Genomic DNA, 14,165 nt, shown 5'->3' on the forward strand with positions numbered 1-14,165 from the left:
GGATCCGAATGCTCAACATCTGTTGACATTCGTCAGAAAGGTCATCCATGGGCAAACGCCAACCGGCTGATCAGATTTCATCGCGTCGCCGCCGTATCGGTTCCCTCGCCATCGCGGGAGCACTCCCCCTCGTCGCCGCTCTCACCAATGCCGGAACCGCCGCGGCGGACCCGGTTGCCGGCGACGACAACCAGTCCACCGTGGTCGAGACCCAACCGTCGACCCCCGCGCAGCCCGGACTTGTACTCGACTCTCCGTTCGGCCAGCTCAATGTGCCGGTACCGCCGATGGTGTCGGAAGGCGTGCGGCCGTGGGCCGAGACCGCTCCGGCCGCGGCGCGCGTGGCGGCACGGGCCGAGGGCGGTTCATCCGAGGCCGCACCGGTCATCGACGGCATCGATCCGGTGCCGACGGATGCCGCCGATCCTCTTGTCGACGTCGCGGGCGAGCCCGCGCCGCTCGTGCGGGTCGGCCGCAACTCCGCCACCGGAGTGCGCGATATCCCCAACGGTCCGGTGGCGGCGGTCGATGTGCAGGGCCTGCACATGCCGGACCCGTCGGTCGCGGCCGAGGTCGCCCCGATCGCGGCCCCCGAGGGCAAGCTGCGCTTCGGCGACACGCAGATCGATATCCCGACCTTCCTCACGCCCGAGCAGGCCGCACAGGTCAATGAGTTCTCGGCCGATACCGAGGCGAACCTCGCGCGCACCCTCGACTCGGTCGGCTTCGAGCCGAGCCGTTCGGACCGCATCGCCGCGCAGACCGTCGGCACCGCTGCCGTGGGTGCGGCGGTGGGTGTGGGCGTGGCCGCGCCCGCAGAGGTCGCCGGAATGATGCTGGGCGGCTTTGTCGGCGCCATGGCCGGTACGCCCTTCGCCCCGGCCGGCTGGGTCGTCGGCCCGGCCATCGGCGCGAGTGCGGCCGTGTCGATCATCGCGGTCCCCGCGGCGACCGTGGGCGCGACCATCGGTGCGGCGGTGGGTGCGGTGAACGGTGTGCTGGCCCCCGCGACCGCGCCGGCGGCGGTTGCGGCGGCTCCCGGAGCAGCAACCGCTGAGTAATGTGCGATTTGTCGGGGCCGGAATCCATCAACTGGGATTCCGGCCCCGATTTCGTGAACTACCAAGCAATTGGCTAACTTTTGGCAATGCGGACGTTCTACGCGACTCCGATTCCCCACCAATCCAGTTGACCGACGGGTCCGAATGCTGGGCGTCGATGTTCACCCTCGGAGGAAAGGACGCGAATGGCCGCAGGTAAGCACAGAGCCCTCAACCCGCATCGCACCAAGGTCGGCACCGTAGTTGCAGCGGGTGCCGTTCCGCTAGTCTTGGCGATCGTCGGAACGGGTACCGCCAATGCCGCACCGGAGCAATCCAATTCGGTGACGGCACACGACGATACGTCCAAGCAGTGGCCGGCGGCGGATGCTCCCAACGTCAGCCCTTACGAGGGCATGCACATCCCAGGCGACACCAAGAGCTCCATCCAGTGGTCGCGTCAGGCCCCGGACAAGAGCTATCTGGCCCCGGTCGGCGTGCTGCACGCACCCATCCCCGTGGCCTCCGTGCCGCCGATCGCGCCGCTCCCGGGCAAGTTCCGGTTCGGCGACTCCATGTTCGACATCCCGGCCGGGATGGACAGCGAACAGGCGATCCAGATCAATGACCAAGCCGCCACGACCGAGGCAAATCTCGCCACCTTCCTCGACTCGATCGGCATGGAGCGCAGCCGTTCCGACCGCATTGCCGGCCAGACCGTCGGCACCGCGGCCATGGGTGCGATGGCAGGAGCCGGATCGGCCGTGCCCATCGCGCTCACCTCGGCGACCGTCGGCGCCGCACTCGGCCTGGTGATCGGCCTTCCGCTGTTCCCGGTCGGCCTCGTCGCCGGTCCGGCGCTCGGCGCTGCCGCGGGTGCGGCAGTCATCGAGGTACCCGCAGCCGCGGCCGGCGCCGTGGTGGGTGCCATGGTCGGTGCGGTGAACGCGTACAACGCACCGCCTCGGGTCGTCGGCGACTGATTTCCGCTCGGCGACAAGCTTTGTGCAGCAGCTGATGCGCACGATGGGAACCGGGGGTGAGGTCCGGTTCCCATCGTGTTGCTGAATACGCTAAACGCGCAAGGCAATTGCGGTGCGCGTGAACAAGGTTCCGCCCGCGGCGAGCGGTAGCAGCGCCGCGTCCATCCCAGTGGTATCCACCGGGCGATCATCGGGATAGGTCAGCACGCTCTCCAGCGCTCGCGGGCCGGACAGCGCGTCATCGGTCACAGCGTCCGCACCGAGATCCAAGCGGTGACGCAGGAGCGGGACCTCGCCGATATCGGCGCGTAGTTCGCCGGACCAGAAACCGTGGTCCTCACCGGTGCGACCGATCTGCACTCGCTCCCGAAGTCGCAGTCGCGCACCCTCTTCCAGCAGCACCGTGGTGAGCGTCTGGTGTTCGGCTCCACCGGCGACAACGGTCGGCTCGGGATCGAAATCCAATTCTCCGCCCGCAGCCACCTCGAAATGCCAGTGCGCCAGCGATTTCCGCGTATGGCGGCCGGGCAGGGCGATTGTGGCCGCCACCGAACGCACCAGAAGTCGCGCGCCCGCGCCGACTGTGATGCGAATATCCAGCTCGTCGCCGCCCAATGGTGTTGCGGCCGTACCGATCAGGTGCACCGTATCGATCCCGGTCCGGCGCCCCGCCAGGCCGCCGACCGCGTGAATCTGCGGCAGCGTCCCGGCGGTAGCGGTGATTCGCAGCTCAGTGCGCATATCGCACCGGCTCAGTGCGCATGGCTCGCCCGCACGGTGTCGATCGAAGTCTCAGTGCGAGTGTGCGACACCGGCCGTCGCATCCTGCTCCGCGGCCAGGCGTAGCTGTTCGCGCACCCAGTTCAGTACCGGTGTGGCGGCCGGATCCTCGGTGAGCGAGGTGAAGACGAACGGGCGGCCTTCGCGCACCTTGGTCGAATCCCGGTCCATGACGGCCAGATCCGCACCGACCATGGGTGCGAGGTCGGTCTTGTTGATGACCAGCAGGTCCGAGAAGGTCACGCCCGGGCCGCCCTTGCGCGGGACCTTGTCGCCGCCGGCGACGTCCACCACGAAGATCTGCGCGTCGATCAGGCCGGAGGAGAAGGTGGCGGTGAGATTGTCGCCGCCGGACTCCACCAGGATCAGGTCCAGGGGCGGATTCGCCTCGACGAGATCATCGATGGCGTCCAGGTTCGCGGTGATGTCATCGCGGATGGCGGTGTGCGGGCAGCCGCCGGTCTGCACGGCGGTGATCCGCTCGTCCGCGAGCACCGCGTGCCGGCGCAGGAAGTCGGCGTCCTCGGTGGTGTAGATGTCATTGGTCAGCACGGCCAGGGACAGCTCGTCCCGCAGCTGCCTACACAGGGCCGCCACGAGCGCGGTCTTACCCGAACCGACCGGTCCGCCGACGCCGATGCGCACCGGCTCCCCCGGCGTGCGCGCCCGCTTGGGCCGGTCGTGGTGATGATCGTGCGGTTCCCCGTCGATGAGGTGAGGTGGCATGTGTGCTCCTTTCCGCATTCATCCTGGCCGATGCACGTAAAGCGCTTGTTACCTGGCCTCGATCCGCTGGTCAGGACGCGAACAAGGGCATATCTCGCTTGATATGGCGTTCGGCCAGCAGGTCCTGGAGTGGGTCCGAGAGGGCAATCATCGCCTTCGCCGCCTCCTGCGCGGTGCGATCACAGACCTCGGCGAGTCGGATTGTGCACGCGGCGACCGCGGCCGGATCGAGCGCGAGCAAACGCTGCGCAGCCGTCGCCGCGCCCGTCATGGTCGTGTAGACGACAACGCCCGCGATCTCCTCCGGCGAGGACCCGGATACGACGCCGACCACACCGAACACCGTCGACAGATGCGGACGCGCACCCACGCCGGTCCAATCGCCCTGCGGCCAGACCTGTTTCGCCAGTCGGAGCAGGCCACGGCCCTGGGCCCGGGAGGCTGTTCGTGCGGAGGGTGACGGGGTTCGCGCATCGGCTTCGAGTTCGGCGCGGGCGGGTTCGAGGGTGCCCGCACACACTGCCGCGGCGAGCGACGCCGCGACCGCTCCCGAAGTGCGGATACGACGGCGCAGGTACAGCTCCACCGTCGCCACATCCCGCACCAGCCCGGAGGACACCGCCTCCTCCACCCCGCCGGAATGCACGTGGCCGCCGATGGGCAGCCGGGAATCGGCCAGGGTGAGCAGCATGGCCAGACTCATCGACGCACCTGGAGGTATCGCATCGCTCGATCCTAAGCCGCCCGTAGACCCTGCGCCGACAGGCAGCCGACCACCCGGTGGTCGGCTGCCTGCCATGATCAGCTCTGGCCCGCGACGGTGTTGCGCAGTGTGCCGATGCCGGAGATCTCGACTTCGACGATATCGCCGGGCTGCATCGGTCCGACGCCGGCGGGGCTGCCGGTGAGGAGGACATCGCCGGGTTCGAGGGTGATCCATCTGGTGACGTAGGCCAGTAGCTCGGCTACTCCGAAAACCATGTCCGAAGTTGGTGCTTCTTGGACTGTCCGATCGCTGAGGCGGGTGGTGATTCGCAGTGCCGTCGGATCGGGGATCTCGGTTTCGATCCATGGGCCGAGCGGGCAGAAGGTGTCGGCGCTTTTTGCGCGGGCCCACTGACCGTCGGCTCGCCAATCGTGGGCGGTGACGTCGTTCGCGCAGGTGTAGCCGAGTATGAAGTCGGCGGCGCGATCGGCGGGGATATGGCGGGCGGTGCGGCCGATGACCACCGCCAGCTCACCTTCGTACTCCAGGCGCTGCACCTCCGCCGGGCGGACTATGACCGCGTCCGGGCCGGTGATTGCATTGCGGCCCTTGAGGAACAGCGATGGCTGCTGCGGGCGGGGCATTCCTTTCTCGGCGAGTTGTCCGCCGTAATTGCTGCCTGCGCAGACGATGGTGCGCGGGTCGCAGGGCGATAGGAGTGTCAGCTCCGACAGCCTCCCCACCACCGCGCCGGATTCGGTGTTCCCGTCGGGGAATTCGCGCACCTCATCTCCGGTCAGCACACCTCGTCCGGTCCGTCCTTCGAGCCAGTAGCGCACGATTCGCATGATCCCTACTCCCCCAGTGCTTCCCGGACCAGCTCGACCGGATGCCACGCCGTGCGACCCGCGCCGTGGAAGATCTGCTGGCGGCAGGACACTCCGGTGGCGGCCACGATGGTGTCCTGCGGCTCGGCCGCGAGGGCCGGGAACAGGCGGTCTTCGCCTACGATGAGCGACATTTCGTAGTGTTCGGATTCGAAACCGAAGGAGCCCGCCATCCCGCAGCAGCCGGAGTCGATTTCCTCGACCCGGACACCCGGAATCCGTTGCAGCAGCGCCATGGTGGCGGCGGTGCCGACCTCTGCCTTCTGATGGCAGTGGCCGTGGAACACAATGCGCCGTCCCGCGAGCGGGGAATCGGGGCGCAGGGTGAGCCAACCGGCATCGATCGCCTCGACAAGCAATTCCTCGACCTGTTTGACCCGGCGTCCCACCGTGCGCACGTCCTCCGAATCCGGCAGCAGCGCGGTGTGCTCGTCCCGCAGCATGAACAGGCACGAAGGTTCGCAGCCGACGATCGGCGAGCCCGGTTCGGTTGTCGTCACGAGCGAATCGACCAGCGCCGCAGCCTTTTTCCGCGCATCCTCAAGCAGCCCCTTGGACATACTCGACCGGCCGCAGCAGCCGCCGCTCGCCAGTTCCACCTGCCAGCCCGACCGTTCCAGCAGTTCGATGGCCGCCTGCCCGATATGCGGTTCGGTGAAGGTGGTGAACGAATCGGCGAGCCAATTGACCGTGCCCAGCGAGCCGGAGACCGGCGGCGCCGCCCGCCGGTGGCGGCGGAACCAGCGAATCAGATTGACCCGCTGGAAGACCGGCAGCGGCCGGGCGAAGGCTATACCGAGCGAACGGTCCATGATCCGGCGCAGGATTTCCACCCGTCCGGGCACGTTCGACAGCGGTGCGGTCGCCGAGCCGAGCCGGTTGAGCAGCCGGATCGCGCCGAAGATCCGTGAGCGCAACGGCGTTCCGTGGATCTCGTGATGGTGCGCGAGTGTCTCGGCCTTGAGCGAGGCCATATCCACACTCATCGGGCATTCGCTCTTGCAGGCCTTGCACATCAGGCACAGGTCGAGAATCTCGTGCAATCGTTCGCCACCCAGCGCCGCGTGCGGGTCCGGTTCGGACAGGGCCTTCACCAGGGCATTGGCCCGGCCGCGGGTGGCGTGCTCCTCATTCTTGGTCGCGATGTAGGACGGGCACATCACGCCCGGTCCGGCCTTGCGGCACAGGCCGATATTCATGCATCGATCCGCCGCACCACGCATGCCGCCGACCACCTCGAAATTCAGCGCCGTCGTAATCGGCGGTGCGGGCGGCAGTGCATCACGGTCGCGCAGATTGTCGGTCATCGAAGGCGCGTCGACGATCTTGCCCGGGTTCATGATGTTGTCCGGATCGAAGAGCTGCTTGACCTTTCGCATCATCTCGTAGAGCTCGTCACCGAAGATCTCGCGATTGAACTCACTGCGGGCGAGACCGTCACCGTGTTCGCTGGAGTTCACCCCGCCGTATTCGGCGACAAGTTCCTTGACCGCCTCGGCGACCTTGCGCATCTTGGCCACCTCGCCGGGATCGGTCAGATCGACGAACGGGCGAATGTGCAGGCAGCCCACCGAACAGTGGCCGTAGAACCCGGCCTGCATATCGTGCTCGTCGAGAATCTCCTTGAACCGCTTGGTGTAGGCGACCAGGTGCACCGGATCGACGGCGGTGTCCTCCACGAAGGCGAGCGGGCGGCGGGTGCCCTCGCCCGCTGCCATCAACAGACCCAGGCTGGACTTGCGGACCTTCAGCAATGCGGTTTGATCGGCCGGGGTGATGGCGCGAATGGTGTGGTAGCCGTGGCCGTTTCGCCGCCATAGCTCGTCGAGCCGATCCAGGCCGGCGATCAGTGCCGCCTCGTCGTCGCCGCTGAACGAGACGAACAGCAGCGCCCCCGGATCACCGACAAGAATGTTCCCGAGCCCGGCGTATTCGAGCTTCTGCCGGGACAATTCGAGAATCGTGCGGTCCATCAGCTCGACCTGATGGGGTTCGCAGCTCAATGCGTCCGTGGTGGCCGCAATGGCGCTGGGGGTATCGGTGAAGTGACCGACGGCGTACACCGTGTGTGCGGGCTTGGGCACCAGATCCACCAGCGCGTGCGTGACGACCACCAGCGTGCCCTCGGCACCGACCACGAACTTGGCCAGATCGAAGGGCTGCCCGTCCCCGAAGCCCACCAGCCGGTCGAGCCGGTAACCGCCTGCGCGGCGCCAGAATACGGGCATCCCCGCCCGAATGACCTGCTCGCCGGCCAGGACCAACTCCGGAAGTGCTTGGTAGATCAGCCCTTCCAGCGTCCCCGCGGCCGCCCGCCGCTTCCGCTCGGCCTCGTCGACCGATTCCAATCGTGCGCGAGAACCGTTGGAGAGCACCACCTCCAGCGCCCGCACATGATCGATCGTCATGCCGTAGGTGAGGGAACCGCTGCCCGCGGAATTGTTTCCGATCATCCCGCCGATCGTGGCCCGATTGCTGGTCGAGGTATCCGGTCCGAACATCAGCCCGTGGGCGGCGACGGCCCGATTGAGCTGATCCTGCACCACCCCGACCTCCACCAGCGCGGTCCGAGCCACCGGATCGATCTCCAGGATCCGGTTCATGTGCCGGGACATGTCCAGGACCAGGCCGGGGCCCACGGTCTGTCCGGCCAGGCTGGTACCCGCGCCCCGGGACACGATGGGCACGCCGAGCTCGCCGGCGGCCCGCACCGCTGCCGCGACATCGTCCGCGTGCCGCGGAAAGGCAACGCCCAGTGGGGTTATCGCGTACATGCTGGCGTCGCGGGAGAATAGGTGGCGGCTGTAGTCGTCGAAGGCGACCTCGCCGTCCATGGTCGCCCGCAGCGCACGTTCCAACCGCAGGGCGACGTCCGATGGGTTGTGCACGGCGACGCCGGTTTCGAAGAGTGTCATTGAAAGTCCTTCTTATCCATGACCATCGGCAATAGCGGTGGGGCGGCGGGCTCGGACATCTCGACCTTCGTCGCATCGCGCAGCGGTTTTCGCAAGGTCAGCACCAGCAGTGCCGCGATGGCGAAAACCGCACCGAAGAACGCCTGCGTGAGCGCGTATCCCCCACCGCTGATATCGCTGAGCCATCCGCCTATATAGGGCCCGAAGAAGCTGCCCAGATTGCCGACGCCATTGATGAGCCCCAGTCCCGCACCCGCGGCCGCCACGGGGGTGAGCTTGGTGACCGTCGCCCAGAACGGCCCGTACCAGGCGATCGATGCCGCCGTGCCGAGGATCATCGCCGTGAGCACGAGCCATTTCTGGTCCGCCGAAATGAAACTCGCGCCGACGAGAATCATGGCCGCGGCGCCGAGCACCAGCGCCATGTGCGCGACGTGCCTGCCGCGCCGGTCCGCCGACCGTCCGATCAGAATGATGGCGATTCCCGCGGCGATCTGGGGCAGCACCGCCACCAGCCCCACCTTCAAATCGGTGTGGAAGGCCTTTTTGAGCACGCTCGGCAACCACAGGGTCAGTCCGAGCAGACCCATCTGGGTCATGGTGTAGATGAGGGCGAACCGCCAGACGATCCGACTGGTGAAGGCCGCCTTGAACGTGCCGTGATGGACGAGCGGCTCACCTTCTTCGAGCCGGGATCGCTCGATGTGGTCACGCTCGGTCTGCGATAGCCACCCGGCTTTGGCCGGCGTATCGCGGACCACCGCCAGCCACGCCGCGAGCCCGACGACCAGTGGCGCGCCGCCCTGGATGATGAACATCCACCGCCAGTCGAAATAGGTGAGAATGACGCCGGAGAACGGTGCGGCGACAATCGCCGCGATCGGGGTGTAGAGCTTGAATATCGCGAAGGCCCGGCTTCTTTCGGCAAACGGGAACCAGGCCCGGATGGTGGCCATCAGCGCGGGCTGCACGCCGCCCTCCGCGACGCCGAGCAGGAAGCGGGCCAGCAGCAACTGACCGATGGAGTGGGTGAAGCCCTGCGCCATCGCGGCCAGGCTCCACAACACCATCAGGATCGCGATCCACCTTCTCGCGCTCCATCTTTCGGCCATATAGCCGCCGGGAATCTGGAGCAGTAGGTAACCCCAGAAGAAGATGCCGCTCGCCAGACCCTGTTGGGCCCCGGTGAGATTCATATCGGTCTTCAAGTGCGGAAGCGCGAAACTGATATTGGTTCGGTCGATATAGCAGATGACATAGATGAAGACGACGATCGGCAGAATGTAGATCCACCGCTTGTTATCGGACAGTCGCCGGACAGGGGACGTTCGCTCGATCAACGACCTACCTCCTCGTAGGTGGCCCGCGCGGGTCGGCGCAGGCTGGGATCGGCGCTCAGCTCGTGGCAGAGCATGGAGAAACTGCCCGTGCGGCCGATCGCTCTCCGCTGTCGGCGGAAAGCGCTGGGCCACAGCGGGTATCAGGCGGTGCGCAGCACCTCGAGGGCGGCCTGGGTGCCGGCGGGGTCGATATCGACGCCGGCCAGCTCGAGCCCCATCTGGACGCCGGAGAGTGTTCCGGCAAGCATCAGATCGTTGAAGTCGCCGAGGTGGCCGATCCGGAATACGCGCCCGGCGAGCTTGCCCAGGCCGGTGCCCAGGGACATGTCGAAGCGGTCCAGGATGATTCGGCGAACCTTGTCGGCATCGTGCTGCTCGCCGAGCAGCACTGCGGTCAGAGAACTGGAGTACTCGCGCTCGTTCACGCACAGCACCTCGAGGCCCCAGCCGCGGACGGCAGCCCTGGTTGCCGCGGCATGCCGGTTGTGCCGCGCGAAAACGTTGGGCAGTCCCTCTTCTTCGAGGAGCAGCAAGGCTTCTCGAAGTCCGTAGAGCAGGTTGGTGGCCGGCGTGTAGGGGTAGAAGCCGTGCTCGTTGGTGTCGAGGATGGCAGTCCAGTCCCAATAGGACTTCGGCAGCCGTGCCGTCGCCGCGGCCGCGAGCGCCTTCTCGCTGATTGCGTTGAAGCTCAAGCCCGGTGGCAGCATGAGGCCCTTCTGCGAGCAGCCGACGGTCACATCGACACCCCAGTCGTCGTGCCGGTAGTCGATGGATCCCAGCGAGGAGATGGTGTCGACCAGCAGCAGCGCGGGATGATCCGCCTCGTCGATGGCCGCCCGGATCTCCGGTATGCGGCTGGCGACTCCGGTCGAGGTCTCGTTGTGCACGACCATCACCGCGGCGATGCCGTGTGCGGTGTCGGCGGCCAGCCGTTCGGCGAGGGCCGCCGGCTCGGCGCCGCGCCGCCAATCCCCGGGCACGAACTCGACGATCAGGCCGAGACGTTCGGCCATATCCCGCCACAGGCTTGCGAAGTGACCTGTTTCGAATGCCAGCACACGATCACCGGGCGAGAGGGTATTGACCAGCGCCGCCTCCCACGCTCCGGTGCCGGATGAGGGATAGATGATCACCGGCCCGCTGGTGCCGAATACCGGTTTGGTCCTGACCAGCAGGTCCAGGGTCAGTTCCGCGAAATCGGGTCCGCGGTGGTCGATGGTCGGTTGCGCGATGGCGCGCAGTACCCGGTCCGGGACATTCGTCGGTCCGGGGATCTGCAGGAAATGCCGTCCACTCCGAGCGCTCATCACACAATTTCCAATCTGTGCCGTGATATGGCACACTGTGCCGTGAAAAAGTGCAGTAAGGGTAGGTATCGCAGATCGAGGAGTCAAGGCCTTGCGAAACGTGCTGAATACGCTCCGCGTACTGGAGGAAGTCGCCGCTCGGCAGCCCATCGGCGTGGGCGAATTGGCCCGGGCGCTCGATATGCCCAAGAGCACGGTGCAGCGGGCGCTGCTCACGCTCGACGAGGCCGGGTGGATTCGTCCCGGTTCGGGTGAGGTGACCCGGTGGGTGCTGACGACGAAAGCGCTGGCGGTCGGCAGTCGCGCCGGCGGAGATCTCGGCCTGCGCGGGGCGGCCCTGCCGATCATGGAGAACCTGCGCCGGCACACCGAGGAGACCATCCACCTGACGGTGCCGGAGGACGGCAGAATGGTGCTCATCGAGCGGCTGGAGACCGACAAACCGGTGCGCACCAGCATGGCGCTCGGGCACTCCCTGCCCCTGCACGCCTCCGCCAATGGCAAAGCGGTACTTGCCAACAGCAGTTCCGAGGTCATCAGGCAACTGCTCGTGGGCGAACTACCGCGCTACACCGATACGACGATCACCGAACCGGACGAATTGCGCGCCGAACTGGCCGCCATTCGGGCTCACGGCTTCGCCGTCAATCGCGGGGAATGGCGCAATGACGTCGGCGCGGTGGCCGCCGTCGTCATGGGCGGCCACGAGAAACCGATCGCGAGCATCAGCGTGAATATCCCGATCGGCCGCCTCACACCGGAATCGGAGATCCTGTTCGGCGAGGCGGTACGGGAGGCGGCGAGCAGTCTGGGTGCGCGACTCGGTTAGCCGGGCTGAGAGTCCAATTCACTCGGTGCAGCGGCGAATTCGGGTGGCAGGTGCTCGGCGGCGAGCCTCGCGCCGAGTCGTCGCAGCAATACCGCACCGTCGGTGAAGCACCGCCGCACGTCCGGTTCGATCTCCGTCAGCGAATAGACGGCCGTGAATCCCGCCGTGCGTAACCGTTTGGCGGTCAGCGTATTCCGCCCGCAGACGGCAACGACCGGCACATCCGCCTCCCCGGCCGCTGCAGCGACACCGGCGGGGGCCTTGCCGTACAGCGTCTGCTCGTCGAGCATGCCCTCTCCGGTCACGACCAGATCCGCACCGGCGAGCTGTGCACCGAAATCGACCAGCTCCAGCACCAATTCGATGCCGGGGCGCAGCGTTGCGCCGAGCACGGCGACCGCCGCGAACCCGACCCCGCCTGCAGCACCGGCCCCCGCACGGTCCCGCAGATCATTGCCGGTAGCCTCGGCGATAACGTCCGCCCAGTGGGTGAGCGCCGCATCCAGGGCCGCCACTTGCGCACCGTCCGCGCCCTTCTGGGGACCGTAGACGGCGGCCGCGCCGTGTGGACCGGTCAGCGGATTGTCCACATCACAGGCGACGGTGATCTCGACCCCAGCCAGCCGTTCGCGCAGGGCCGCAAGGTCGATCGTGTCCAGCCGATCCAATGCCGCACCGCCGTCGCCGATGTCGGCTCCTTCGGCGTCGAGCAGGCGGGCACCGAGCGCCCGCAGCAGTCCCGCGCCGCCATCGGTACTCGCGCTGCCGCCGATGCCGAGCACAACCCGGCGACAGCCGGCGGTGATCGCCGCGTCGATCACCTCTCCGGTCCCCCGGCTGGTGGCCGTCATGGGTGCGAACTCCCCGCCGGGCAACCGGACCAGCCCGGAGACATCCGCCAGCTCCACGACGGCGATCTCGCCGCGCCGCGCATAGCTGGTCTCGACCGGCTCGCCGGTAGGCCCGGTGGCGCGCACCGGAATCGCGACGAACCCGGCTGCCACCGCCGCCGCGACGGTCCCGTCACCGCCGTCGGCGACGGGCACGACCGACACGTCCGCGTTCGGCAGCACGTGCCGAATACCGGCCGCGACGGCCGCGCCGACCTCCGCGGCGGTCATCGACCCCTTGAACTTGTCGGACGCGATCAATACGCGGGCCATCGAATCCCTCAGTCCAGCAGTGCGATTGCGGTGGGCGCGTCCGCGGCGGTTTCGGCCAGCTCCTCGAATTCGACGATATTGTCGATTTCGAGGCCCATGGACACATTCGTGACCCGCTCCAGGATGCACTCCACCACCACGGGCACGCCGTATTCGGCGATCAGCTTCTTCGCCTGCTCCAGTGCGGGCCCGATCCCGTCCGGCTGGAAGACCCGAATTGCCTTGCAGCCCAGACCCTCCACCACCTTGACGTGGTCGACGCCGTAGCCGCCGACCTCCGGGCTGTTGATATTGTCGAAGTCGAGCTGGACGTAGTAGTCCATGCTGAACGCCCGCTGCGCCTGACGGATCAGACCCAGGTACGAGTTGTTCACCAGCACATGGATATACGGGATGCCGAACTGGGCGCCGACGGCCAATTCCTCGATGAGGAACTGGAAGTCGTAGTCACCGGAGATGGCCACCACGGTGGCATCGGGATCGGCCGTGGCGACGCCGAGGGCGGCGGGCAGGGTCCAGCCCAGCGGCCCGGCCTGGCCCGCATTGATCCAGTGCCGCGGCTTGTAGACGTGCAGCAGCTGCGCCGCCTGGATCTGCGACAGGCCGATGGTGCTGACGTAGCGGGTATCGCGATCGAATGCCTTGTTCATCTCCTCCCAGACCCGTTGCGGTTTCAGCGGCACCGCGTCGAAGTGAGTCTTGCGCTGCCCCACCTGCTTTCGGGCCCGGACCTGACCGGCCCAGTCGGTCCTGTCGGTCAGCGTGCCCAGCGCCGCCATCTCCTGGGCGACCTCGATGAACACCTGCAGCGCCGCACCCGCATCGGAGGTGATGCCGAAGTCCGGGGCGAACACCCGGCCGATCTGCGTCGGCTCGATATCGACGTGCACGAAAGTGCGGTCCCGCGTATAGGTTTCGATGCCGCCGGTGTGCCGGTTGGCCCAACGATTGCCGATACCCAACACGAAATCCGACTCCAGCAGCGTCGCATTGCCGTAGCGGTGCGAAGTCTGCAACCCGACCATGCCCGCATGCAGCAGGTGATCATCGGGAATCGTGCCCCAGCCCATCAGGGTCGGCACCACCGGAATCCCGGTCAGCTCGGCGAATTCGACGAGCAGGTCCGCCGCACCGGCATTCACAATGCCGCCGCCCGCCACGATCAGCGGGCGCTCGGCCGTGTTCAGCATGACAAGGGCCTTCTCGGCCTGGGCTCGGGTCGCGGCCGGACGATGCACCTGCAGCGGCTCGTAAGTCTCGATATCGAACTCGATTTCGGCGAGTTGCACATCGATCGGCAGGTCGATCAGCACCGGTCCCGGTCGGCCCTCGCGCATGAGGTGGAACGCCTTCTGGAAGGTCCCCGGCACCTGCGCGGGCTCCAGCACGGTGACCGCCCACTTGCTCACCGGCGCGGCGATGGAGGCGATATCGACTGCCTGGAAGTCCTCCTTGTGCAGCTTCGCCACCGGCGCCTGCCCGGTAATGC

General features: G+C 67.1%; 12 protein-coding genes. 3 read left to right on the plus strand and 9 right to left on the minus strand.

Annotation, left to right across the window (positions count from 1 at the left end; translation table 11 throughout):
* Positions 1-47: 47 nt before the first annotated feature.
* Both JWN03_RS17325 and JWN03_RS17330 read left to right on the plus strand, forming a co-directional pair.
* Positions 48-1,061, plus strand: a complete 1,014-nt coding sequence (locus tag JWN03_RS17325) for a hypothetical protein (protein ID WP_297615733.1) — start codon at positions 48-50, stop codon at positions 1,059-1,061.
* A gap of 185 nt (positions 1,062-1,246) precedes the next feature.
* Positions 1,247-2,023 carry a hypothetical protein gene (locus JWN03_RS17330; RefSeq protein WP_297615735.1) on the plus strand — a complete coding sequence of 259 codons (777 nt, stop codon included), beginning with the start codon at positions 1,247-1,249 and terminating at the stop codon, positions 2,021-2,023.
* A 90-nt stretch (positions 2,024-2,113) separates the two neighbouring features.
* Here the strand turns inward: JWN03_RS17330 and JWN03_RS17335 are convergent, their stop codons facing one another.
* The 7 genes from JWN03_RS17335 to JWN03_RS17365 form a co-directional block, all read right to left on the minus strand.
* Entirely contained in the window at positions 2,114-2,764 is a 651-nt protein-coding gene (locus JWN03_RS17335) for an urease accessory protein UreD (protein ID WP_297615737.1), read from the minus strand.
* 51 nt (positions 2,765-2,815) lie between these two features.
* On the minus strand, positions 2,816-3,529 hold the full coding sequence (ureG, locus tag JWN03_RS17340; protein WP_297615739.1) for an urease accessory protein UreG: 714 nt from the start codon (positions 3,527-3,529) through the stop codon (positions 2,816-2,818).
* A 70-nt stretch (positions 3,530-3,599) separates the two neighbouring features.
* A complete protein-coding gene (locus JWN03_RS17345; RefSeq protein ID WP_297615741.1) occupies positions 3,600-4,232 on the minus strand; it encodes an urease accessory protein UreF in 633 nt (210 codons plus the stop codon).
* Positions 4,233-4,330: 98 nt separating this feature from the next.
* Positions 4,331-5,083, minus strand: a complete 753-nt coding sequence (locus JWN03_RS17350; RefSeq protein ID WP_297615742.1) for a fumarylacetoacetate hydrolase family protein — start codon at positions 5,081-5,083, stop codon at positions 4,331-4,333.
* Between the two features lie 5 nt (positions 5,084-5,088).
* Entirely contained in the window at positions 5,089-8,037 is a 2,949-nt protein-coding gene (locus JWN03_RS17355) for an FAD-binding and (Fe-S)-binding domain-containing protein (RefSeq protein ID WP_297615744.1), read from the minus strand.
* Positions 8,034-9,377: an MFS transporter gene (locus tag JWN03_RS17360; RefSeq protein ID WP_297615746.1), complete on the minus strand. Its 1,344-nt coding sequence runs from the start codon at positions 9,375-9,377 to the stop codon at positions 8,034-8,036. The genes JWN03_RS17355 and JWN03_RS17360 overlap by 4 nt, the downstream gene beginning before the upstream one ends.
* Before the next feature lie 140 nt (positions 9,378-9,517).
* The gene (locus JWN03_RS17365) at positions 9,518-10,684 is read right to left on the minus strand and encodes a pyridoxal-phosphate-dependent aminotransferase family protein (RefSeq protein ID WP_297615748.1); all 1,167 of its coding nucleotides are present in this window, start codon (positions 10,682-10,684) and stop codon (positions 9,518-9,520) included.
* 100 nt (positions 10,685-10,784) lie between these two features.
* On the opposite strand from JWN03_RS17365, the gene JWN03_RS17370 reads away from it, so the two are divergent.
* Positions 10,785-11,513 carry an IclR family transcriptional regulator gene (locus tag JWN03_RS17370; RefSeq protein WP_297615770.1) on the plus strand — a complete coding sequence of 243 codons (729 nt, stop codon included), beginning with the start codon at positions 10,785-10,787 and terminating at the stop codon, positions 11,511-11,513.
* Here JWN03_RS17370 and JWN03_RS17375 read toward each other — a convergent pair.
* Together JWN03_RS17375 and gcl are read right to left on the minus strand one after the other, a co-directional pair.
* Positions 11,510-12,676: a glycerate kinase gene (locus JWN03_RS17375; RefSeq protein ID WP_297615750.1), complete on the minus strand. Its 1,167-nt coding sequence runs from the start codon at positions 12,674-12,676 to the stop codon at positions 11,510-11,512. The two genes, JWN03_RS17370 and JWN03_RS17375, sit on opposite strands and share 4 nt — an antisense overlap.
* 8 nt (positions 12,677-12,684) lie before the next feature.
* The coding region (gene gcl, locus JWN03_RS17380; RefSeq protein ID WP_297615752.1) for a glyoxylate carboligase at positions 12,685-14,165 on the minus strand (1,481 nt) is incomplete at its 5' end.

Source organism: Nocardia sp., assembly GCF_025465275.1.
GTDB lineage: Bacteria > Actinomycetota > Actinomycetes > Mycobacteriales > Mycobacteriaceae > Nocardia.